The organism is Mesorhizobium sp. SEMIA396, assembly GCF_024518615.1.
Classification (GTDB): domain Bacteria; phylum Pseudomonadota; class Alphaproteobacteria; order Rhizobiales; family Rhizobiaceae; genus Mesorhizobium.
Genome location: NZ_JANIFC010000017.1, coordinates 98,531 through 119,609, shown reverse-complemented (window position 1 = coordinate 119,609; position 21,079 = coordinate 98,531). Strand labels below are relative to the sequence as shown.

The window sequence follows — 21,079 nt, the reverse complement described above, 5'->3', positions numbered from 1 at the left end:
AAGCGGTCTGTTCTCACGACGGTCGTGCTGCGGATCACGGCGCGCCCACGGCCGTGAATTGCCGTTTTGCCTCCGCGACCTCATTGCTGGTGGCGAAGCTTGGCCAGTATTTCGAGATGGCCAGCGTCGCGCCGGCGGAAGAGAAGTGGCCATAGTCGAAGTAGAGAAATTCATTGGTCGTGGCATCGGCGTATGAACAACCGGCCGAGTCGCACAGATACGTCAGCGGATCTATGAAATCGGCCCCTTTGGTGAACGGCAGAACCCGTGCGTTGATGTCCGGATCCATAGCCATCGGCCAGGATGTGGTTCCGGCATGCTCCCGTCTCACCAAGAAAGCGATCTTCTGGACGTCGGCGATGAATTCCGGAGACTGGCCGACGGTATAGACCTTGACCCCCATCCCGCGAAGCCGATCGATCGTCTTCTGCAGGCCGTCGAAGCCCCTGGCCTGGTAGTCGGTCCATCGGCCGCTCAGGATCACCGCCTGGATGTTGGCGTCGCGAATGATCGACAAGGCCCGTTCGTTGAAGCGGGTGCAGGCGGGCCGAGCATAGGAAAAATAGGTCAGGTCGGGCGGACAGCCGGCATAGGTGTATTGGATGACATTGGCCTGGATTTTCTGGGCGTTGGGCTCAAGTCCCGGAACATAGTGGGCAGCGAAAGAATCGCCCCACAGCAGCACATTGGTGGCAAAGCCCGTTGTCCGGGTGCAGTCGGCAAGGTTCCAGTCTTCGATGCGGGTCCCGTTTTCGTTGAAACAGATGCCGTTGCGCCAGTCGCCGACCCGGATACGTTCTGTCGAGAAATCCGGAAACCGTTGCGGGAAACCGTTGCCCAGTGCGCCGGCCAAACCACCGGCGCACAGCAGCACGATTGCCGTCGCCGAAAAGGCGAAGATGGGCAGTGGGGCGGTATAGGCTCGTTTGTGGCGGAAGGGTTGCTCGACGTATTTCCAGGAGAATGCCGCCAAGGCGAAACTGGCAACCGTCATCGCGATAATCGTTGGCACACCGACAGTCTTCAGGGAGAGATAATGGACGAAGGAGTTGATTGGCCAGTGGACGAGGTAAAGCGAATAGGAAATGAGGCCGACCCAGACCAGCGGCGCCAACCGAAGCACGCGAGTGGCGACAGGTGCCGGCCTGTCGGCGCTATCCTGGCCAGCATAGATCAGCAGAGCTGTTCCGATGCAGGGGAATAGGGCATTGTAGCCGGGAAACGGATCGCTGTCCGAAATCATCACAAAGCCAAATGCAATGAGGGCAAAGCCGGCGAGGCCGATCAGGTCCGCCGCCAGCCGACTGGCTAGGACCGGAGGCTTCCGCAACATCAGCATGGCGCCCAGCGCCAGCTCCCATATGCGCGTCGGCAAGAGATAGAACCCTGCCGTCGGTGCCAGCGAGGTTGCTATGACTGCCAGGGCAAAGCTGCCGATGGCCATCGGCAGAAGTACCGTCAGCCAGCGCTTCGAGACGTATCGGTAGATCAGATAAAGGAGGATCGGCGCGAAGATATAATACTGCTCTTCCACCGAAAGCGACCATGTGTGCAGGAGCGGCCGCAGTTCGGCGTCGATGGAGAAATAGTTCGTCGTTTTCCAGAAATAGATGTTCGACCAGAAGGTCGAGGCGGCGATCACGCTGAGGCTGAATTCGTGGAGATCCGAAGGCAGAAGGATGAACCAGGCGGCAATGCTCGCGAGCAGGATGACGAAGGTCAGCGCCGGCAGGATGCGCCGTGCGCGGCGCCAGTAGAAGCGGCCGATCGAGAATTGGCCCCGCTCAAGATCATCGAGCAGGCTGCCGCTGATCAGATAGCCCGATATGACGAAGAAGATGTCGACACCGGTGAAGCCGCCGGGAATGGCGGACACGCCGAAATGGAAGAGCACGACAGGCAGCACCGCAACGGCCCGCAGACCGTCGATGTCGCGCCGGTAGTTCATCCGGCCGGCCCGCGCGCGACCACCAGGATCCGTGCGGCCGCACCCGACACGCTCATGCGGCGATGTCGTCGATCGTGCTGAAAATCCCGGCTCGTCGATCTCACAGGCTTACCCTCAGGCAGCAATTTTGCTGCGCTGCAACATGGGTGTCAAGGCATATATTGCTGTCGCGAAATTCGCCAGGAACGCACCGGGATCAGGCGCCGGGCAGATAGATTACCGCGTAGTCGTCCGAATAGGCCCGTTTCCAGCCCAACTGGTCGAAGAAGGGAATGCGGCTGTCGTCGGCCGATAGCAGCGCCCAATCTATTGCGTATTTCTTCAGGCGGGCTTCGAGGAGCGGCTTGCCGTCGCCGCGTCCGGTGTCGTTATCGCTCTTTGTGAAACCGCCGAGGAACAGCTGGTCCGTCCGTCCGTCGATATAGGTCTTGAACCCGTGGAAAATCAGCGTGCCGCCGAAATTGTAGGAATTCAGCACGTTGCCGGATAGATGATGGCTTTGCGCGAATGCCAGCGCCCCGCTGGCCGATGTCTTCGGACTTGGCGCTACCTGATAGACGCTGCCGAGCACAGCGACCCCGCCAATCAGCAGAACGGCTGCCGTGCCGCAAATGGCGTAGAACCGTCTGGCTAAGAATCTCTCCAGCCCGTCGCGCTTTTCGGCCAGCCACGCGGTGGCTGAAAGCGAGGGATATTGCTGTGCGACCTCGGCCGCCATCACCAGCGGAATCAGCAGGAAGAACAGGTACATGAAGCGCACATGGGCGAGATAGACATGCAAGGTGAAGACGACGAACAACGCCTTGGCCCAGCCAATTCGCAATCGGGACACTAATAGCCCGAAAAGCGCCAGCAGCATCACCGCTTCCTGGACGGGACTGTCCGGCGGATTGAACGGTTTCCATTCCATGATCAGCGACACTGCCTCGTTGCCGTAAGCCACGGCGAGCGTCGCCAGGATGGCCTGGACGCCGTACGGGTGGATCAGGCTGACCAGCGGGCAAAGCAGGCCGAACGCGATCCACTTCGCCAGCAGGGCCGGTTTTGACAGGCCCGTGCGCGCCAGCAGATCGAGACCGGCGAAAGCCGCGATGACGAAGCTCAAGGTGAAGGTGGCGTGCAGGTTCGCCCATAATACGACCAGCACAAGCAGCCACCAGGGCGGCGCCCGTTCTTCCCTCGCCGCACCGAACAGCACCGCCGTCCAGATGACGATGATCGGGAAGGTGAAGACATGCGGACGCGCCGTGAAGATCGGGTTGATCAGGAACACCGCCGCGAAGGCCAGTGTAATCGCCAGGATCGGTTTCAGCCATGCGCTGAGAAACCACCCCATGAGGAAAACCGTCAGGGAGATCGAGGCGATGATCGCGGTGACGACCACGTTCCAGCCGCCCGCCCGGTAGGCAAGAGCCAGCAGGACCTGCCCCAGCCATTCCTTGGCAATCCAGGGCTGGCCGGCAAACGTGTAGGAGTAAGGATCGACCGTCGGAAATGTCCGGTTTGTCAGGAAATCGAGACCGACTTTCACTTGCCACCAGCTGTCGGGATCCTGCAGGGTGGCGCCTGCCTGGGCAGCCAACGCACCCGCCATCGCCAAGGCCGCGAGCAGGCAGAAGATCAGCCTGTTCCGCTCGTTGTATGTCGCGGCCGCCACACTGGCCTGAGCGTCGTTCATGATGCGCCGCCTCTGATCGGTTCCGGTGACAGTTGGGTTCAAGGTGTTGGACTGGCGGGCTGCCGCCGAGGCTTGTCGGCCACCCGAACTGTGCGGTCGGTGCTGTCGTCCCCACGTCCCACAAACACGAAGCGGGCCGAGCCAAGATAGAAAACCACCGAATAGACGCAGATTCCCGCGAGGTGGACCAGCGGGTTTTCGACGATGCCTGCCGAACGGGCGGCGATCACGACGGCCAGATTGATGCTGTAGGCGACCAGAAAGACACCCCCGTAGCGCAGCGCGGTTCCGGGCTGGAAGCCGTCGACTCTGCTGAAGGTCCATTGGCGGTTGAGGAAGAAGCCGAGGACAAGGCCGGCGGCATAACCCGTGGCGTTGGCAAGGATGTCGCCCAGACCAAGCGCAAGCCCGGCCAGGATGACCGCGTATCCCAGCGCCGTGTTCAACAGACCGACGGCGCCAAATCGCAGCATCCTCGGGAAGTCAAACGGCAGGCTTGACCACATGCGCAAAATATTGGGCTCCGACAGGTACCTTGGTGAGGAAGCGCTCGAACGGCCTCAGTCTCGCAAGCATCCGAGGAAAGAAAATCCGGTAGACGATCCTCGTATTGGCAAGGCCCGCCTCGGCCATGCGCCCGCGCATCTCGCGCGAATTTATCAAAACCGCGTTTTCGTCGAAGGCACAGTTTCTCACCGCGTGCGTGGTCAGCGGGTTCCAGGGATTGTGTTCGAAGACGAAGAAGCTGCCGCCATCGGCCAGCACCCTGCCGATCTCGGCGAACAGCCCGATCTGCAGGTTCTCGGGAATATGGTGGAAGACGCAGGCCGCGAAGGCCAGGTCGAAGCTGCCGTCGGCAAAGGGAATTGTCTTGCCGTCGAAATGCGTGAAGGCGGCCTGGCCGGGAAAGCGCTTGCTGGCGATGTCGAGCGATTCCCGCGAAGGATCGAGCAAGGTGATCTCCGCGTCGGGAAACGCGTTGCGCATATGGCCTAGCGAATTGCCGACGCCGGCGCCGAAATCCAGTATTCGTCGCGGTTTGACACCGGCCCGCCGCAGCGTCGCGGCGACGTCGTCGATCTTGTACCTGGCGAAGAAATCCGGGTTTTCGCCGCTCAGCCTTATGCTTGCGGCATGCTGCTCCTGATATTCCCGCGCAAACCGGTCGAACTCCGCCTCAAGCACGTGCGGCCCTCTTTGCCATCTCCTGCAGGCGATGGACCGGCAATTCGCCGCCCTCCACTGCCTGGCTGCGCGAAACGATCTCGTTGACGAAGTAGAGCGGCCGCCGCTTTGTCTCCATGTACATGCGCCCGAGATACTCGCCGAAGATCCCGAGCACCATAAGCTGGACGCTGCCGAGGATCAGCACGATCGCGGCAAGGCTGGTCCAGCCGGGCAACACGTTCCCGACCGACCATTCGAGCAGCGTGTAGCCGAGCACGACCAGGCCCAGAAGCCCGAACATCATTCCGAGCAGCGAGGCGAACCGCAAAGGGACGATGGAGAAGCTGGTCATCGCGTCGACCGCCAGAAGAAGCATTTTCTTCAGCGGATAATGGGTGGTTCCGGCAAAGCGGCGGTGCCGCTCATAGGGAAAGGCCACCTGTTTCAGCCCGATCCAGCTCACCATGCCGCGAATGAACCTGTAACGCTCTGGCATCGCGTTCAGATGGTCGAGCGCGCGACGGTTCATCAGCCGGAAATCTCCGGTATTGGGGGCTATGTCGACGTCGACCATCCGGCGCAGCAAGCGATAGAACATGGACGCGGAGGCGAGCTTGAACCAGCTTTCGCCATCGCGCGTCAGCCTCTGGCCGTAGACCACATCGAAGCCTTCGTTCATCTTCGTCATCATCGCGCCGAGCAGTTCAGGCGGATCCTGCAGGTCGGCATCGAGAATGAGAATGCGCTGGCCGCGACAGAATTCGAGCCCGGCGCTCAACGCGATCTGATGGCCGTAATTGCGGGCAAGGTCGATGGCGACGACATGGTCGTCCTTTTCAGCCAGCTGGAGAATGGCTTCGCGCGTGCCGTCGGTCGCGCCATCGATGACAAGGACGATCTCGTAGGAAGGGCCTTGTTCAAGGCATGCGGCCGTTACCCGCCGATGCAGTTCGGCCACGCCATCCAGCTCGTTGTAGCATGGGATGACCACCGACAGCATGACGCCGCGTCGCGCGGTGTTTCTCTCCGTCTCCACCAAAGCCTTGCTCCCGCTATCCGATTGGGAATAGCGGCAATTGGTTAGAAAACAGATAAGCCAGCGGGATCGCTGCGGCAGTAGCCGGCAGTCTGCCATGCGCCTGGGCTCGGCTTGCGGCCACACTATGCTCGGTGTCTCGCTATCCCGCAGAACTCCCGGCTTGAAGCGGACAAGCCAAGTGCGTATGTCTGGCTGACGCCCTCTAGCCAGGGTACCTCAATCTGGAGACGGGCCTTGTCCGCATTGACGCGCTTTCTTGGCGACTCGCCGCTCAAGGTGATCCTGAAACTGCTGGTGGTGTCTTTCCTCGTCGGCCTGGTCATGAACGCCTTCGGCTGGTCGCCGATGGATGTGCTCTACGGCATCCGCAAATTCTTCATGGACCTGTGGAATCTTGGCTTCCACGCCATCGACCGTTTCCTCGGCTATATCCTGCTGGGCGCGGCTATCGTCGTGCCGGCGTTCATCCTGTTGAGGCTCGCCAACTACCGGAAGTAGAGCATGATCCCGAACCGCAGGTCCGCGTCAGCGAACCCTGGCACCCGGTTTTTGGACAAGATCGTACTATCGGGCGTGGCCCGCGGCCACCTCGAACAGGATGGCGTGGCGCGCGGCAAGCGTGGGCACGTCAGTTGAATAGCCACCCCCGATGACGCCGCAGACCGGAACGCCCCGCGTGCGAAAGTGGCTGATCACCATGTCGTCGCGGGCGCGCAGGCCGTCATCCGATAGCGACAGCCTGCCAAGCCGGTCCTCAGCATGGACGTCGACGCCGGCATTGTAGAACACGATGTCCCAATGGGCTTGGGCGGAGAGCTCCGGCAGGATGGCGGCGAGCCTCTTCATGTAAGCGGCGTCACCCGTGCCGTCGGGCAGCGCGACATCGAGGTCGGAGGCGATCTTGCGCACGGGGTAGTTGCGGTCGCCATGCATGGAAAAGGTGAACACGCGCGGATCATCAGCGAGAATATCCGCCGTGCCGTCACCCTGATGCACGTCGAGGTCGACGATCAGGATGTTTTGTGCCGCGCCTTCGGCGAGCAGCACCAGCGCGGCGACGGCGACATCGTTGAAGGTGCAGAAGCCCGCTCCTTGCGCGCGCCGCGCATGATGGCTGCCGCCGGCGGTGTTGCAGGCAATGCCGTGGCGCAAGGCCAGCCGCGCCGCCAGCACGGTGCCGCCGGTGGCAAGCTGCGCGCGCAGCGAGACGCGGGGTCCGATCGGAAAACCGATCTCGCGCTCGATCTTCTCGGGCACGCGGCAGTTGACGACCTGGTCGACATAATTCGCCGCATGGGCAAGCTCCAGCCATGACACCGGTGCCGGTTCGGCGGTGCTGAGCGCGTCGGGGCCGGCGAGGCCACGTGAACGCAGCGCCTCCATCAGCAGTGGATATTTGCTCATCGGAAAGCGATGGTTGGTGGCGAAGCCGGCATCGTAGTCGGGATTATGGACGATCTGCAGGGGCATGAACTGGATCCGGCGGCTCGCGCCAGGCCGGGGATTTCGGTTGGCCGTCACGGGAAGAGTGATTGCGCGGTGGCTGGAAAATGGGGCACATCGGCAGTTCGATCAAGCCGCAATCAGCAAGGCAGCAATCCTTGGACCAGGGTGCAACCCCAGCCGACGCCAGATCCCCAATCAACCCCGGATCATTTGTCGTCACCAATCGTTCCGTGCTCGCCATCGCCGTGCCGATGACGCTTGCCTATCTGACGACGCCGATGCTCGGCCTGGTCGACACGGCTGTCATCGGCCAGTTCGGCGATGCCGCCTTGCTTGGCGGCCTGGCGGCCGGCGCATTGATCTTCGACGTCGTCTTCACCTCTTTCAATTTCCTGCGCTCGGGCACCACCGGGCTTGTCGCACAGGCGTTTGGGCGCGGCGACGCCCTGGAGGAACAGGCGGTGTTCTGGCGCGCCGTGCTGATCGCGGTTATCGCCGGCATCGTGCTCGCTGCCCTTGCGCCGCTGGTCGCCATCGCCGGGCAAAAGTTCATGGGCGCCGAACCGCGCGTCAGCGAGGCGATGGGCGTCTACATCAGGATCAGGCTGCTCGCGGCGCCGTTCTCGCTGATCAACTACGCCATCCTCGGCTATGTGCTGGGGCGCGGCGAGGGCGGGCTTGGGCTGATGCTGCAATTGGTGCTGAACGGCATCAACATCGCGCTCTGCTTCGTGCTTGGGTTGGAACTTGGCTGGGGTGTCGCCGGCGTTGCCTGGGCGACCGTCACCGGTGAGTTCCTGGCCATGCTGCTCGGCCTGGCGATCGTTATCCGCCGGTTCCGGGCCGCCCCATCCTTGCCGCGCCACCGCCTGCTCGACATGGCCGCCTTCCTGCGCATGATGTCGCTCAACCGCGACATCATGATCCGCTCGTTCTCGCTGCTCGCCGCCTTCGCATTGTTCACCCGCCAGGGCGCGCAGTTCGGCACGGTGACGCTGGCCGCCAACGCCGTGCTGATGAACTTCTTCCTCGTCGCCGGCTATTTCCTCGACGGCTTTGCCACCGCCGCCGAACAGCTGGCGGGCCGTGCCGTCGGCGCACGTGCCGCCGCACCGTTCCGCCAGGCCGTGCGGCTGACGCTGTTTTGGGGTTTCGGACTGGCGGGAGCCGCGACGCTGGTAATGCTGTCTGGTGGCGCCAATCTGGTCGCTCTCGTGACGACATCGGAGGAAGTCCGTTCGGTGGCCGACATCTACCTGCCATGGGCGGCATTCACGGCGCTGAGCGGTGTGCTGGCGTTCCAGATGGATGGCGTCTTCATCGGCGCGACCTGGTCCCGCGACATGCGCAACATGATGCTGCTGTCGTTCCTGGTTTTCGCGACCGCGCTGCTGACCCTTGCGCCCGCCTTCGGCAACAATGGACTTTGGGCGGCGCTGCACGTCTTCCTGCTGGTGCGAGGCTTCAGCCTGCTGACGATCCTGCGGCTCAGGGTGCGGACGGCGTTTTAGACGGTGCCCTCCGGGAGGCCCTGCGCCGTCCAGGCAGCGAACGGCACCTGTTCGCGATAGGAATTTTTTCTTGACTCGGTGATCTCAGCTATGGTACATTTTTGGCCATGGTGCTGATTTGCGCCAGTGACCCGCCGCACAGGCGGGTTTTTCGTTTGATGCTCCGTCAGCCAATGCGCCGGCGAGGCTCCGAAGCAACCCGTTAAACCGAGTTCGTTGCCCTGCTGTGCGGTCGGATGCACTTGCACTTCCAGTCGATTTCCAACAGACTTGATGCACCAATTGTTCCAGGGCGAGCTTATGCGAAGCTACCTGCCATATGTCTTGGGCGCGGCGCTGGGATTGCTCGCTGCGTTCATTCTCTCCGCGGTTTCTGGCATCGGCGGCACCGCGCAATTGCTTCTCTTCGGCGTGTTGCCTGCCATCGGCGGCGCCATTTGCGAGCGGGCCGTCAGTCGCAATCTACGCTCCTGAGAGCAGGCTCAGAGTTGCCTGGACGCCCAGAAGTCGAGGCGGCTGCCGCGCAACTCGCAAATCGACTTCAGCCGTTCCTTTTCGACGAAACGGACCATTCCGGAAAGGATACGGCCCGGCAGTGAAGGCCCGGCATAGATCATGCCGGTGTAGAGCTGGACCAGATCAGCACCCGCACGGATCTTGTCCAGCGCCGTATCGGCGGAATCGACGCCGCCGACGCCGATGATGGCGCGGTCCGGTCCGAGCAGTTTGCGCATCTTCGCCAGCACGATGGTCGAACGCTCGAACAGCGGCTTTCCGGAGAGCCCGCCGGTCTCGCGCGCGGTGTCGCCGCTGCGCAATGACGGTCGGGAGATGGTGGTGTTGGAGACGATGACGCCGTCCACCTGCTTTTCGGTGACCTCGGCGGCGATGTCCTCCAGCTCTGCCTCGACCAGGTCCGGCGCGATCTTCAGGAACACCGGCGGCTGCGCCGTTGCCGCGGCGCGCGCGGCCATGACACGCGACAAGAGTTCGCCAAGCTGCTCGCGCGCCTGCATGTTGCGCAGGCCCGGCGTGTTGGGCGAGGAGATGTTGACGGTGAGATAGCTGGCGTATTGCGCAAACCGGGCGACACCGCGCTCATAGTCGCCGATGCGGTCGCTGCTGTCCTTGTTGGCTCCGATGTTGACACCGACGATGCCGGAGCGCCCCTTGCGTGCGGCAAGGCGTTTTTCGGCCGCTGCATGGCCTTCATTGTTGAAGCCCAATCGGTTGATCACCGCATCGTCGGCAGTCAGCCGGAAGATACGCGGCTTCGGATTGCCGGCCTGCGGCAACGGCGTGATGGTACCGACCTCGGCGAAACCGAAGCCCAGGCCAAGCAACGCGTCCGGAACCTCGGCGTTCTTGTCATAGCCGGCCGCCATGCCGATCGGATTGGGGAAATCGAGGCCGCAGACGCTGACCTTCAGCCGCGCGTCGAGCGTCGTCCGCGCACCGACCGGCAGGCCGCATCGCAGCGCCGCAATCGACATGCCATGCGCGGTTTCCGGATCGAAGGCGAACAGCAGCTTCTGGCCGAGCCGGTCGAGCACGCTCATTGCCCCTCCAGTGCCGGGAACTGGTGCACACCATCGGCGCCAAGCGGCAGTGGCCGGACCCACAGCACGGCCTTGAGGTCCAGCGGGCCATAAAGATGCGGAAACAGCGCGCCGCCGCGCGAGACCTCGTATCTCAGCGCAGCGCCCAGGCCGGCGCCGTCGATGGCGACCAGCAGAAGGTCCGTCTGGCCGGCAAAGTGCTTTGCCGCCGTTTCCCTGACCTGTGCTGCCGTTGAGAAATGGATGAAGCCATCGGCGACATCGATCGGCGCGCCGGTGAAGCGACCATGCGTTTCGGCCTCGCGCCAAGGCGCTTGCGGGGTTATCTTGTAGATAATCTGAGACATGGTTGCGCTATAGAGCAGTTCCAGGAAAAGTGTGAAACGGTTTTCCCGGGAAAAGCGCATAGCGCTTTCCCTTGGGAATTGCGTCAAAAAGATTCCGAACCAGCCATTCGGGAAAGGCCACGCCAAGGGTCTTCCCCATTTCCGGCGCAAACATGCGATATCTGAGGCCTTGGCCATGGAGGACAACATGCGTCTGCAGCACATCTTGATCCCCGCCGCGCTCGTTTCGCTGGTCGCGGCTTCAGCTTATTCGGAAGAGACCGACCGCTACCGCCTGGAAAAGTCCGATAGCGGCTTTGTCCGTATCGATACGCAGACCGGCGCCATGTCGATCTGCGAGGAACGTTCGGGCCAGCTCGTCTGCAAGATGGCGGCCGACGAACGCGCTGCTTTCCAGGACGAGGTCGACCGCCTGCAAACCTCGATGAAGGCGATGGACGAGCGCGTCACCAAGCTCGAGAATTCGCTCTCCGCCCGCCTCGAATCGAAACTGCCGAGCGAGGAGGATTTCAACAAGACCATGAGCTACATGGAGCGCTTCCTGCGCGGCTTCATGGGCATCGTCAAGGATATGGACAAGGACGACGGCGCTCAGAAGACCTGAGCGCTTCAACCAGGGGAGGCGGCGCGCTGGCTTTGCCGCTTGAAAACAGCGCGCAGCCCCTCATAATCGTCCAATTGAACCCGAAAAGCCAAAAATCATCGGGGATTTGGGGAGGGACATTTGCCGGCAGGCTATTCTTTCGTCATCGCCGACGATCACCCGCTGTTTCGCGGTGCGCTGCGCGAAGCGCTCGCCGGCATCGGCAACGTCGCCGCCATCCATGAAGCCGGCGATTTCGAGAGCGCCAAGGCGCTGGTCGTGGCCAACGAGGACGTCGATCTGGTGCTGCTCGACCTGTCGATGCCGGGCGCCAGCGGCCTGTCCGGCCTGGTCTCGCTGCGTGGCATCCATCCGGCGGTGCCGCTGGTCGTGGTGTCGGCGCATGACGATCCGGCGACCATCAGGCGGGCGCTCGATCTCGGCGCTTCCGGCTTCATCTCCAAGTCGGCCAGCATGGAGGAGATCCGCAGCGCCGTGCAATCGGTGCTTGCCGGCGACATCGCAGCACCAGCCGGCGTCGATCTCGGCATCGAGCGCGATCCCGAAATATCGGACCTCATCAAGCGGCTGCAGGCTCTGACGCCGCAGCAGACACGGGTGCTGGGCATGCTGGCCGAGGGCCTGCTCAACAAGCAGATCGCCTATGAACTCGGTGTATCGGAGGCTACCATCAAGGCGCATGTCTCCGCCATCCTGCAGAAGCTCGGCGTCGACAGCCGCACGCAGGCGGTGATCCTGCTGTCCAAGATCGGCAGCGACCCGCTGCAGCCGGCGGGTTGATCGCCAGGGCGCCTGTTCGATCATTGTAGTGTTCAATCAGAGCACTGAACCTCCGTCCGCCGCACCGGCCGGCCGTTGAAGCTTGCGAAACTGATGGCGGCCATGATCCAGACGCCGATCCCGCCATAGAGCATGACCCAGCCAAAGCCGTTGCGCAGCGCATCCTGGGCGACGGTCCCGGCGAGCCCGGAGATGGGGTTTCCAGCAGCGATAGCTTCGGCGAGAAGACGCAATTGGGCAGCGTCGAGGTCGGGCAGCGCATGCCCCAGATGCGCCAGCACACCGCTGGCCAGGATGAAGCCCATCACCGCGATGTTCAGCGCCAATGAAACCATGCGCGCGGTCATGTCGATGCCGGAGGCCATGCCGGCGCGATCGCTCGAAACGGAACCCGTCGTCGTGTTGGTGACAGGTGTGTTGGTTATTCCCAGACCCATCCCCGCGATCAGGCAGCCGGGCAGCATCGTCAGCCAGTCCGGTTGCGCGGCGGCGCTGCCGAATTTCATCAGGATGAACCCGACGCCGATGATGACGAGGCCCGCCGGAATGATGATGCCGGGCCGATAACGCAGCGAAAAGCGCTCTGCCAACGGCGGCAGCACAAGCGTCGGCAGCGTGTAGGCAAGCAGGGCAAGGCCGGTGGAGACGGTGTCATAGCCGAGCCCGGCGTGGAACCAGATCGGCAGGTAGATCATGAAAGGCCAATAGCTGAGGTTCATCGCGGCAGAGCCGACGATGGCGCCCGAAAAGGGCCGGATTCGGAAGACCGAGAAATCGAACATCGGCCGCTGGCTGACCTTCTCGGCAATGAGGAAGGCGATGAAGCTCACTATCGAGATACCGAGGATCGCCAGCGCGGCAGGGCTGGAGAAACCCAGATCCGGCCCCTGGATGATGTAGAAAACGAGGCAGAAAACCGACGGCGACAGCGTCAGGATGCCTGCTACGTCGAGCTTGCCCGCCTGTGGATCCTTCGATTCGTGGACGCCCATCAGAGCGAGGGCGAACGCCAGCGCCGCAACCGGCACGTGGACAAGAAACACCCATTGCCAGCTCGAGACCGCGACGATGCCGCCGCCGATGATGGGGCCGAAGCCGAGGCCGGTGCCGAAGATGACGCCCCACCAGCCCCATGCGACGGCGCGTTCGCGCCCTTCCCGGAATTCATGCGACAGCACGGCAAGCTGGCAGATCAGCATCGCACCGCCGCTCAGGCCCTGCAGAAACCGGGCGACGATGAGCGTGGAGACGCTTTCGGCGACGCCGCAGATCAGTGATGTCAGGCCGAAGGCGGCGATGGCGACCAGAAAGACACGCTTGTGCCCGTAACGATCGGCGATCGTGCCGACCGCCATCAGCACCGTCGTGACCGCGATCGTATAGGCGTTCATCACCCATTGCAGTTGCTTGAAGTCGGCGTGCAGAACCTGCTCCAGTGTCGGCAGAATCGTGGGAACGCTTGAAATCTCCAGGCCGAACATCAGGCATGCCAGGCAGGCGGCAAACAGAACCACGATGCCTCGGCGGGTCAATACAGTGGGCATGATTCAACCTTTCGAACGTATTTGTCGGCAATCGGCGAATCCATCGCAGCTCGCCCGGCGCGCGTATGGCCCAGGGTAGGCGAGGCTTGATCATATTAGAATTGCATGGTTGGCTATTTCAGAGACAACAAGTGCGGATAGCTGACATGACGCTGGACGTAGACGCTGTGAAAACATTCGTCGCCATCGCCGATCTTCAGAGCTTTACGCGTGCGGCCGAGGCTCTTGGCAGCACACAAGGGGCGATCAGCGTGAAGCTGAAGCGGCTGGAAGAGCGCGTCGGCCAGAAATTGATCGAGCGCACGCCTCGGCTGGTGCGCTTGTCGGCGCAGGGCGCGGTGTTTCTCCAGCCCGCACGCGACTTCCTCGCGGCACACGATCGCGCCATTGCCAGCCTGTCTTCGGTGCGCCGCCGCTTCACACTGGGCATCGCCACCCATGTCGGAGGCGCGGAAGTCCCGACATTGCTGGCGCGGCTCAATGCGCATGACCCGGCGCTCACCATCGAAGTGCGGCTCGATGATTCGCGCGACCTGCTGGATGCTTTCGATCGCGGTGAGATCGACGCGGCGATCATCCGCCGGGAGGACGACCGGCGCGATGGTGAAGTGCTGGCGCCCGAACATTTCGGCTGGTACGCCGCGCCCGACTTCGTCCACCGGGCCGACGAGCCGCTGCGCCTGGCGGCATCCTCGCCATCCTGCGGTATTCGTAACATCACCACCCGCGCGCTCGACGCTGTCGGAATATCGTGGACGGAGGTGTTCCTCGGCTGCGGCTCTTTCGCCGTTGCCGAAGCCGTCTCGGCCGGCCTCGCAGCCTCGGTATTTTCCTGCCGGCTTGCCCCATCCGGCACCATCGAGGTCAGCCGGAAATTCGGGCTGCCGGCGCTGCCGCCTTCCGAGATCGTGCTGCTTTCGACGCTGACGGACGCCAAGTCCCGCGAGGCGCTGAGGACGCTTGCAATGGCCTTTCGCGAGCATCGTCCGCCTGTGGCGGGCAATGCCGGACGGCCCCGGTTCCGCAGTTCCCAGATGGTCGACGGCCTGGCCTAGAGCAATTCTAGGGAAAGTGTGAAGCGGTTTTCCGTTTAGAATTGCGTTAAAACAAAGAGTTAGAGCAGATCGCCGTTTTCCGTGAAACGGTGAAATGCTCTAGGACTCCACCCTCGGACACCAGGGCTGAGACCGGGCGCCTTTGCTGCTATTCGGCCGCCGGTGCCAGCGGCCTGACCCTGGCCATCATCGAGCGCAGCACCGCTGGTTTGAGCGGTTTGTTGATCACCGCAATCTCGAGCCCGCCGGCGGCCGTGCGCACCTCATTGGAGCGGTCTGCGGTGACCAGCACGGCCGGCAGGGTGTCGCCATGGAGCGCGCGCAGCCTGACGATGATATCGAGACCCGTTTCGCCGTCGAGATGGTAGTCGGCAAGGACGATGTCCGGGCGGTGTGTCACCACGCTTTCCAGATCCTTTGAACCGGACACGGTGTCGACGTTGCAACCCCAGCCTTCGAGCAGGAGCCGCATGCCCTCTAGGATGCGGGCGTCGTTGTCGATGCACAGCACATGCAGTCCGGCCAGCGAAGCCGTCGCGCGGGCAGGAACCCTGGCGTCGATCTCGCGCCGCGGTTCCTGCACGGCCGCGACGGGCAGGATGACGGAGAAGCGCGTGCCCTTGCCAGGGTTGGAAAAGATCCGGATCTCCAGCCGCAGCACCCGGGCGATGCGGTCAACGATGGAGAGGCCGAGACCGAGGCCCTCGGCCTCGCGCGCGCCCTCGTCGAGCCGGGTGAATTCGCGAAAGACGGTGTTCAGCTTGTCGCCGGCGATGCCGATGCCGGTGTCGATCACCTGGATCTCGGCCAAATCGCCGCGCCGTCTGACGCCAACCAGCACGCGGCCGTGGCGCGTGTATTTGATGGCGTTGGAGACGAGATTCTGGATCAGGCGGCGCAGCAGATTGCGGTCCGTCGTCACTGTCAGCGATGACGGCATGATGGTCAGCGCGAGCTTCTTCTCGGCGGCGAGCGGCCGGAAGTCGTTGCCGATCTGGCGCAGCAATCCGTCGAGGTTGAAGGCGGTATCGTCCGGCTTCATCGCGCCGGCGTCGAGGCGGGAGATGTCGAGCACGGCGCCGAGGATGGTCTCGACCGATTCCAGCGAGGATTCGATGTTCACGGCGGCCTTGCCGGCAGGCCCTTTGCCGGCCTTCTCGATCAGCGAGGAGCAATAGAGCCGGGCGGCGTTGAGCGGCTGCAGGATGTCGTGGCCGGCGGCGGCGAGGAAGCGCGTCTTGCCGAGATTGGCCTCCTCGGCCAGCATCTGCGCCTGCGCCAGCTCCTCGTTGACCCGGGTCAGTTCGATGGTGCGGGTCTTGACGCGCTGCTCCAGCGATTCATTGGCACGCTTCAGCGCCAGATCCTGTTCGACGCGCCCGGAAATGTCGGCATAGGTGGCGACGATGCCGCCGTCCGGCATCGGGTTGGAGCGCAGTTCCAGGATGCGGCCCGAGGTTTTCAGTTCCATCTGCCATGGGCTGACGAAACTGGTCAGGCGGTTGAGCATGGCCACACGCTGATCGGCGGGGATGTCGCCGCGTTCGGCGAGATGGCGCAGGATGCGGTCGAGCGAGACGCCGACCTGGCCCATCTCGTCGGGCAGGTCGAACAGCGCCCGGTACTGGCGGTTCCAGCAGATCAGGCGGAAATCGCGGTCGAAGACGGTGATGCCCTGTTCCATCTGGTCGAGCGCGATCTGCAACAGGTCGCGGTTGTGCTGCAGCGCCTCGGTGGCGTCGTCGAGCAAGCGGAAGGCATCTCGGGATTCGCGGTCGTGGCGCCGAAACAGCAGCGACAGGATCAGCCGCGCCGAGGAGGAACCGACGGCGCTGGCGAGCAATTGCTCGGAGAAGCGGATGACGTCCATGCTCGCCTGCTCATTGCCGTGCAGCGAGGTTCCGTTGGTCTTTTCGAACGACTGGAAGGAGCGCTCGGTGCGCTCGACGCCGAGATAGCGCCCGATCGTGTCCTTGAGGTCGTTGACGGTGATGGCGGTGCGGAAGCGGCGCAGGCTTGGCATCGGGCCGGCATCGCGCGGCACGAAGATCGACGCCTGGATGCGTTCCAGCGGCACCGATGCGCGCGACAGCGAACCGAGCACGAAGAACACCGCGTTGAGCGACAGGCTCCACAGCACGCCGTGGTTCAGCGGTTCGGCGACGGTGCCGAACAATGCCTGCGGCCGCAGCGCCTCGAAGCCGAACAGCCCGTGCACGATGATGCCGGTATCAGGGGCGGCAAGCGATGGAAACAGCAGCGTGTAGCCCCAGACGAGGATGCCGGCGACCATGCCAAGTGCCGCACCCCGGCCAGTGGCGCCGCGCCAGATCAGCCCGCCGATCAGCGCCGGCGCGAACTGGGCGATGGCCGCGAACGACATCAGGCCGATCGACGACAGCCGCGCGCTGTCAGTGCTCTCGCGATAATAGAGGAAGGCGATGAACAAAAGGATGAAGATCGCCCCGCGCCGAACATTGAGAATGAGCGTCGACCAGTCCTCGGTCTCGGAGGTCGAGGTCTTGAGCAGGCGGCGCACGAACAGCGGAATGACGAGGTCGTTGGAGATCATGATCGACAGCGCCACGCTCTCGACGATCACCATCGCCGTCGCCGCCGACAGGCCGCCGATGAAAGCCGCCATCGCCAGCAAGTCATGGCCAGTGAACAAGGGCAGCGACAGCACGTAGAGATCGCTGCTGGTCCCGGTGCCGACCAGCGACAGGCCGGCAAAAGCGATCGGCAGCACGAACAGATTGATCGCCACGAGGTAGAGCGGAAACACCCATGTCGCGGTGCGCAGTTCGGCCTCGCCGCGGTTCTCGACGATGGTGACGTAGAACTGCCGCGGCAGCATGATGATGGCAAAGCCGCTAAGGCAAGTCAGCACCAGCCAGGTGGCGAGCGAGGTGTTGTAGCTCATCGCCTGCCGGACCTGCCCGTTCTGGGCGAGCTTGTCGAACATGTCGCCCGGGCCGCCGAAGATCAGGAAGGTGACCATCAGGCCGATCGCCAGGAAGGCGGCGAGCTTGACCACGGTTTCGACCGCCACCGCCAGCACCAGCCCGTCCTGGTGTTCGGTGGCGTCGGCGTGACGGGTTCCAAACAGCACCGCAAACAGCGCCAGGAGCATGGCGACGACCAACGAGATGTCGCTGACGAAGGGATCGAACGAAGGCGGCGATCCCGTATAGTGCTCGACCATCAGGCTGACCGAACCGGAGATCGCCTTCAACTGCAGCGCGATATAGGGCACCGCGCCGATGGTGGCGATCAGTGTGGCGATCGCCGCGACGGTGAAACTCTTGCCGTAGCGCGCGCCGAGGAAATCCGCGATCGAGGTGATCTTCTCGGTCTTGGCCAGCCGCACGATGCGGTTGAGCAGCGGGAAGCCGAACACGAAGACGAGCACCGGGCCCGTATAGATGCCGAGGAATTCGAGGCCGCGTTCGGAAGAGAGACCGACCGAGCCGAAGAAAGTCCAGGATGTGCAGTAGATAGCGAGGCTGAGTGCGTAGATGAAAGGCCGCCCCCGGCTCGGCTCGGAGATGGCCGAGCGGCGGTCGCCGAGGCTGGCGATGGCAAACAGCAGCGTCACATAGGCGACCGCGATGATGACGATGAACAAGCCCTGCACGCTTGGACTTTCCTCCTCTGCCGTCTTTCTATCCGGCTTGCCCGGACGCAATCACAGCTTGGCGTCCGAGTCCATTGCAGAGCTGTGTAGGACGGTTCTCAGACCGGCGCGTCGGTGTCGATGTCGTTATGGTGAAGATCGCCGCTGGGCGCCGTGGAAGATGCTGCCGACAATGATCTCCTCCGAACCCATACGATAGAGGATGATGTGCTTGCCATGGACGAACTGATGGGTCCTGCCTTCATAGAGCCTGCCCATATTCGGGTAATCGCCGAGCAACTCAAACACCGCGTCGAGTTCACGCAGATACTTTTCGGCCTGAGTGTGGCCGAAGTTTTCGAAGGTGTGTCGGTAAATGTCTTTCAGATCGCGTTCGGCGCGATGCGTTATCCTATGACGCATGCGGGAATTCGGCACGCGCTTCCCGAATAATGTCGTCGATAGACTTGTCGCTGACGGGGCTCTCAAAACCTTCGTCGATGGCCGCCTGAATCGCTTTCCGCTTCTCATCGGGCGAAAGTGCGTCGAACCAAGCGCGCTGCTCCTTTGTCGGAGCCGCCCACGGGTAAACGTCAATGCTGATGGTTTCGAGCATGTTCATGAGAATATTGTAGGCGAAAACGCCTATGATTGCCAGAAATTCAACGCTGCTCCTGCCGAACCGTGGGTCTCGAACAACTGAACCGGGGTCGGTCTCGGCGAGCAACCTAGCCGGCTCCCGGTAAGGAGAAACCGGTTGCTTTCTCCTTTTTGCCGATGTTGCGTCAGGAGGTTTTTGTTATGTTGTCTCAGGTCGATGTCGCAAGGACGGAAACGGCAACTCGGCCAGTCACGACAAGGAGGGTCGAATGCTGAAAGAATTCCAGGAATTTATTTCCAAGGGTAATGTGATGGACCTTGCGGTCGGCGTCATCATCGGCGCGGCCTTCGGCAAGATCGTCGATTCCCTTGTCAACGACATCATCATGCCGATCGTCGGTGCGATTTTCGGCGGATTGGACTTCAACAACTATTTCTTCGGATTGTCCTCAGCCGTCAACGCGACCTCGCTGGCCGATGCCAAGAAGCAGGGCGCGGTCTTTGCCTATGGCAGCTTCATCACCGTGGCTCTGAACTTCCTCATCCTCGCTTTCATCATCTTCCTGATGGTCAAGGCGGTGAACAACATGCGCAAGCGGCTTGAGCGCGAGAAGCCCGCTGCACCGGCCGCTCCGCCGCCTGCCGACGTCGCGCTGCTCACCGAAATTCGCGATCTGCTCGCCCGGCGCTGACCACGGGCGGCATTTGCTGGACCAAAACCCCGGTCGTTCGCGGCCGGGGTTTTCTGTTTTCGCATCTGGTAAGGACCGCTGACGAAAACCGCAGACCAAAACGGACCCGCCAATGACCCTGATCGACAGCTTGCGCACCGAGGCCCGTGCGGCACCCGAAAGCGGCATTGTCGCCGTCGTCAATTACGGCCGCCTGCGCGAAGGCATGATTCCGCTCTGGGCCGGCGAGGGCGACCTGCCGACGCCGGCCTTTATCACCGATGCCGCGTCGAAGGCGCTGGCCGGCGGCGAGACATTCTACACCTGGCAAAGGGGCATCCCCGAACTTAGGCAGGCACTCTCCCGTTACTATGCCAGGCATTTCGGCAAGACCTTCCCGGAGGAAGAATTCATCGTCACCGGCTCCGGCATGCATGCCATCCAGCTGGCGCTCGACGCGCTCGCCGGTGCCGACGACGAGGTTGTCTATCTGTCGCCGGCCTGGCCGAATTTCGATGCCGCGGCAGCGATAGCGGGAGCCGTTCCGGTCGCGGTGACGCTCGATCATTCCGGCAATGGCTGGTCCTGCGACGTCGAGAAGCTCGCGGCTTCGATCACGCCGCGCACAAAGGCGCTGTTCATCAACACGCCGTCGAATCCGACCGGCTGGACCGCCGATGATGAGACCTTGCAGGCCATCCTCGATCTGGCGCGCGCCAAAAACCTTTGGATCATCGCGGACGAGATCTATTCTCTGTTCCACTATGGCCACGGCCGCGCGCCGTCCTTCCTCGACATCGCGTCGGCGGAAGACCGCATCCTCTATGTCAACTCCTTCTCCAAGAACTGGGCTATGACCGGCTGGCGCGTCGGCTGGATCAAGACACATCCGAGCTTGCAGCAGGTGTTCGAGAACCTGATCCAATATTCGAATTCCGGCGTCGCCCAGTTCATGCAGCGCGGCGCGGCCGCCGCCCTTGATGAGGGCGATGCCTTCGTTGCCGAACAGGTGGAGCGGGCGCGCAAGGCGCGCGACCTTGTCTGCGGCATCCTCGGCGCCACCGGCCGCGCCCGGTTTACGGTGCCGCAGGGTGCGTTCTATCTGTTTTTCACTGTCGACGGCATCACCGATTCACGCACCGCTGCCTTCGACATTGTCGACAAGGCCAATGTCGGCCTGGCGCCAGGCACGGCTTTCGGCCCCGGCGGCGAGGCGTTTTTGCGGTTGTGTTTCCACCGCCGCCTCGACCAGGTCGAGGAAGCGGCGCACCGGCTGGCGAAGTGGATGAAGGCAGTTTGAGGATTGGGCTGGACAGGAAAGCCGCGCGTTTGAAGATTCTGGACCGCCTCACTCTTCGGCCGCAGTAACGGCATGGATCCTAGGGTCTGCGCCGCGTCGCTTCGCTCCTTGCTTCGCCCTAGGATGACGAAGAGAAAGATGCCTCGGCCAACCTCGAAGGTCGGCCATTGCTACGATGCCAGACTCCAACTCTGTGACTAGCCAGAAGCCCCCA

Annotated in this window: 20 protein-coding genes; 8 read left to right on the top strand and 12 right to left on the bottom strand. The window is 62.7% G+C overall.

The annotated features are described in order from the left end of the window. Positions 1-34: 34 nt before the first annotated feature. From NP503_RS30770 to NP503_RS30750, 5 genes are all read right to left on the bottom strand, one after another. Complete coding sequence (locus tag NP503_RS30770; RefSeq protein WP_127266712.1) at positions 35-1,948, bottom strand: acyltransferase family protein; 1,914 nt, start codon at positions 1,946-1,948, stop codon at positions 35-37. A 196-nt stretch (positions 1,949-2,144) separates the two neighbouring features. Beyond that, entirely contained in the window at positions 2,145-3,626 is a 1,482-nt protein-coding gene (locus NP503_RS30765; protein ID WP_127266713.1) for a hypothetical protein, read from the bottom strand. 38 nt (positions 3,627-3,664) lie between these two features. Beyond that, complete coding sequence (locus NP503_RS30760) at positions 3,665-4,099, bottom strand: GtrA family protein (protein ID WP_256755024.1); 435 nt, start codon at positions 4,097-4,099, stop codon at positions 3,665-3,667. A gap of 10 nt (positions 4,100-4,109) precedes the next feature. Next, complete coding sequence (locus tag NP503_RS30755; RefSeq protein WP_127266715.1) at positions 4,110-4,811, bottom strand: class I SAM-dependent methyltransferase; 702 nt, start codon at positions 4,809-4,811, stop codon at positions 4,110-4,112. Then, positions 4,804-5,793: a glycosyltransferase family 2 protein gene (locus tag NP503_RS30750; RefSeq protein ID WP_206517189.1), complete on the bottom strand. Its 990-nt coding sequence runs from the start codon at positions 5,791-5,793 to the stop codon at positions 4,804-4,806. The genes NP503_RS30755 and NP503_RS30750 overlap by 8 nt, the downstream gene beginning before the upstream one ends. A 273-nt stretch (positions 5,794-6,066) precedes the next feature. Here NP503_RS30750 and NP503_RS30745 point away from each other — a divergent pair, with 273 nt between their 5' ends. After that, a complete protein-coding gene (locus tag NP503_RS30745) occupies positions 6,067-6,330 on the top strand; it encodes a DUF6460 domain-containing protein (protein WP_013533620.1) in 264 nt (87 codons plus the stop codon). A 66-nt stretch (positions 6,331-6,396) separates the two neighbouring features. Here the strand turns inward: NP503_RS30745 and NP503_RS30740 are convergent, their stop codons facing one another. Next, positions 6,397-7,302 (bottom strand): histone deacetylase, encoded by a 906-nt coding sequence (locus NP503_RS30740; protein ID WP_127266717.1) that lies wholly within the window; start codon positions 7,300-7,302, stop codon positions 6,397-6,399. 131 nt (positions 7,303-7,433) lie between these two features. Between NP503_RS30740 and NP503_RS30735 the strand changes: the two genes are divergently transcribed. Together NP503_RS30735 and NP503_RS30730 are read left to right on the top strand one after the other, a co-directional pair. Further along, positions 7,434-8,789 (top strand): MATE family efflux transporter, encoded by a 1,356-nt coding sequence (locus tag NP503_RS30735; RefSeq protein ID WP_127266718.1) that lies wholly within the window; start codon positions 7,434-7,436, stop codon positions 8,787-8,789. 300 nt (positions 8,790-9,089) lie between these two features. Continuing rightward, complete coding sequence (locus tag NP503_RS30730; RefSeq protein ID WP_164748943.1) at positions 9,090-9,263, top strand: hypothetical protein; 174 nt, start codon at positions 9,090-9,092, stop codon at positions 9,261-9,263. 8 nt (positions 9,264-9,271) lie between these two features. Here NP503_RS30730 and NP503_RS30725 read toward each other — a convergent pair whose 3' ends face one another. Together NP503_RS30725 and NP503_RS30720 are read right to left on the bottom strand one after the other, a co-directional pair. Further along, complete coding sequence (locus tag NP503_RS30725; RefSeq protein ID WP_127266719.1) at positions 9,272-10,348, bottom strand: quinone-dependent dihydroorotate dehydrogenase; 1,077 nt, start codon at positions 10,346-10,348, stop codon at positions 9,272-9,274. Continuing rightward, on the bottom strand, positions 10,345-10,695 hold the full coding sequence (locus tag NP503_RS30720) for a DUF952 domain-containing protein (protein ID WP_063173552.1): 351 nt from the start codon (positions 10,693-10,695) through the stop codon (positions 10,345-10,347). Before NP503_RS30720 ends, NP503_RS30725 begins: the two co-directional genes overlap by 4 nt. 187 nt (positions 10,696-10,882) lie before the next feature. On the opposite strand from NP503_RS30720, the gene NP503_RS30715 reads away from it, so the two are divergent. Beyond that, positions 10,883-11,299, top strand: coding sequence for a hypothetical protein (locus tag NP503_RS30715; RefSeq protein WP_127266720.1), 417 nt, complete (start codon positions 10,883-10,885; stop codon positions 11,297-11,299). A 120-nt stretch (positions 11,300-11,419) separates the two neighbouring features. Then, positions 11,420-12,079, top strand: a complete 660-nt coding sequence (locus NP503_RS30710) for a response regulator transcription factor (protein WP_023813893.1) — start codon at positions 11,420-11,422, stop codon at positions 12,077-12,079. A 32-nt stretch (positions 12,080-12,111) separates the two neighbouring features. Here NP503_RS30710 and NP503_RS30705 read toward each other — a convergent pair whose 3' ends face one another. Beyond that, positions 12,112-13,623, bottom strand: coding sequence for an MFS transporter (locus NP503_RS30705; RefSeq protein WP_127328241.1), 1,512 nt, complete (start codon positions 13,621-13,623; stop codon positions 12,112-12,114). A gap of 146 nt (positions 13,624-13,769) precedes the next feature. Between NP503_RS30705 and NP503_RS30700 the strand changes: the two genes are divergently transcribed. Then, entirely contained in the window at positions 13,770-14,678 is a 909-nt protein-coding gene (locus tag NP503_RS30700) for a LysR substrate-binding domain-containing protein (RefSeq protein ID WP_164748869.1), read from the top strand. 148 nt (positions 14,679-14,826) lie between these two features. On the opposite strand, the gene NP503_RS30695 is transcribed toward NP503_RS30700, so the two are convergent. The 3 genes from NP503_RS30695 to NP503_RS30685 all read right to left on the bottom strand — a co-directional run bounded on the left by NP503_RS30695 (position 14,827) and on the right by NP503_RS30685 (position 19,021). Then, entirely contained in the window at positions 14,827-18,315 is a 3,489-nt protein-coding gene (locus NP503_RS30695) for a PAS domain-containing hybrid sensor histidine kinase/response regulator (protein WP_127272462.1), read from the bottom strand. A 126-nt stretch (positions 18,316-18,441) separates the two neighbouring features. Then, the gene (locus NP503_RS30690; protein WP_127268171.1) at positions 18,442-18,717 is read right to left on the bottom strand and encodes a type II toxin-antitoxin system RelE/ParE family toxin; all 276 of its coding nucleotides are present in this window, start codon (positions 18,715-18,717) and stop codon (positions 18,442-18,444) included. Next, positions 18,707-19,021: a hypothetical protein gene (locus NP503_RS30685; RefSeq protein WP_127268170.1), complete on the bottom strand. Its 315-nt coding sequence runs from the start codon at positions 19,019-19,021 to the stop codon at positions 18,707-18,709. The genes NP503_RS30690 and NP503_RS30685 overlap by 11 nt, the downstream gene beginning before the upstream one ends. Positions 19,022-19,163: 142 nt before the next feature. Between NP503_RS30685 and mscL the strand changes: the two genes are divergently transcribed. Further along, a complete protein-coding gene (gene mscL / locus NP503_RS30680) occupies positions 19,164-19,586 on the top strand; it encodes a large conductance mechanosensitive channel protein MscL (protein WP_027038576.1) in 423 nt (140 codons plus the stop codon). A gap of 112 nt (positions 19,587-19,698) precedes the next feature. Continuing rightward, positions 19,699-20,865 (top strand): pyridoxal phosphate-dependent aminotransferase, encoded by a 1,167-nt coding sequence (locus tag NP503_RS30675; RefSeq protein ID WP_127271730.1) that lies wholly within the window; start codon positions 19,699-19,701, stop codon positions 20,863-20,865. Positions 20,866-21,079 lie beyond the last annotated feature (214 nt).

Excerpts from the sequence above, each read along its gene's own strand:
- NP503_RS30770 (WP_127266712.1), bottom strand. The coding sequence starts at position 1,948 with ATGAACTACCGGCGCGACATCGACGGTCTGCGGGCCGTTGCGGTGCTG.
- NP503_RS30765 (WP_127266713.1), bottom strand. The coding sequence starts at position 3,626 with ATGAACGACGCTCAGGCCAGTGTGGCGGCCGCGACATACAACGAGCGG.
- NP503_RS30760 (WP_256755024.1), bottom strand. The coding sequence starts at position 4,099 with ATGCTGCGATTTGGCGCCGTCGGTCTGTTGAACACGGCGCTGGGATAC.
- NP503_RS30750 (WP_206517189.1), bottom strand. The coding sequence starts at position 5,793 with ATGCTGTCGGTGGTCATCCCATGCTACAACGAGCTGGATGGCGTGGCC.
- NP503_RS30740 (WP_127266717.1), bottom strand. The coding sequence starts at position 7,302 with ATGCCCCTGCAGATCGTCCATAATCCCGACTACGATGCCGGCTTCGCC.
- NP503_RS30730 (WP_164748943.1), top strand. The coding sequence starts at position 9,090 with ATGCGAAGCTACCTGCCATATGTCTTGGGCGCGGCGCTGGGATTGCTC.
- NP503_RS30725 (WP_127266719.1), bottom strand. The coding sequence starts at position 10,348 with ATGAGCGTGCTCGACCGGCTCGGCCAGAAGCTGCTGTTCGCCTTCGAT.
- NP503_RS30720 (WP_063173552.1), bottom strand. The coding sequence starts at position 10,695 with ATGTCTCAGATTATCTACAAGATAACCCCGCAAGCGCCTTGGCGCGAG.
- NP503_RS30715 (WP_127266720.1), top strand. The coding sequence starts at position 10,883 with ATGCGTCTGCAGCACATCTTGATCCCCGCCGCGCTCGTTTCGCTGGTC.
- NP503_RS30705 (WP_127328241.1), bottom strand. The coding sequence starts at position 13,623 with ATGCCCACTGTATTGACCCGCCGAGGCATCGTGGTTCTGTTTGCCGCC.
- NP503_RS30700 (WP_164748869.1), top strand. The coding sequence starts at position 13,770 with ATGACGCTGGACGTAGACGCTGTGAAAACATTCGTCGCCATCGCCGAT.
- NP503_RS30690 (WP_127268171.1), bottom strand. The coding sequence starts at position 18,717 with ATGCGTCATAGGATAACGCATCGCGCCGAACGCGATCTGAAAGACATT.
- mscL (WP_027038576.1), top strand. The coding sequence starts at position 19,164 with ATGCTGAAAGAATTCCAGGAATTTATTTCCAAGGGTAATGTGATGGAC.
- NP503_RS30675 (WP_127271730.1), top strand. The coding sequence starts at position 19,699 with ATGACCCTGATCGACAGCTTGCGCACCGAGGCCCGTGCGGCACCCGAA.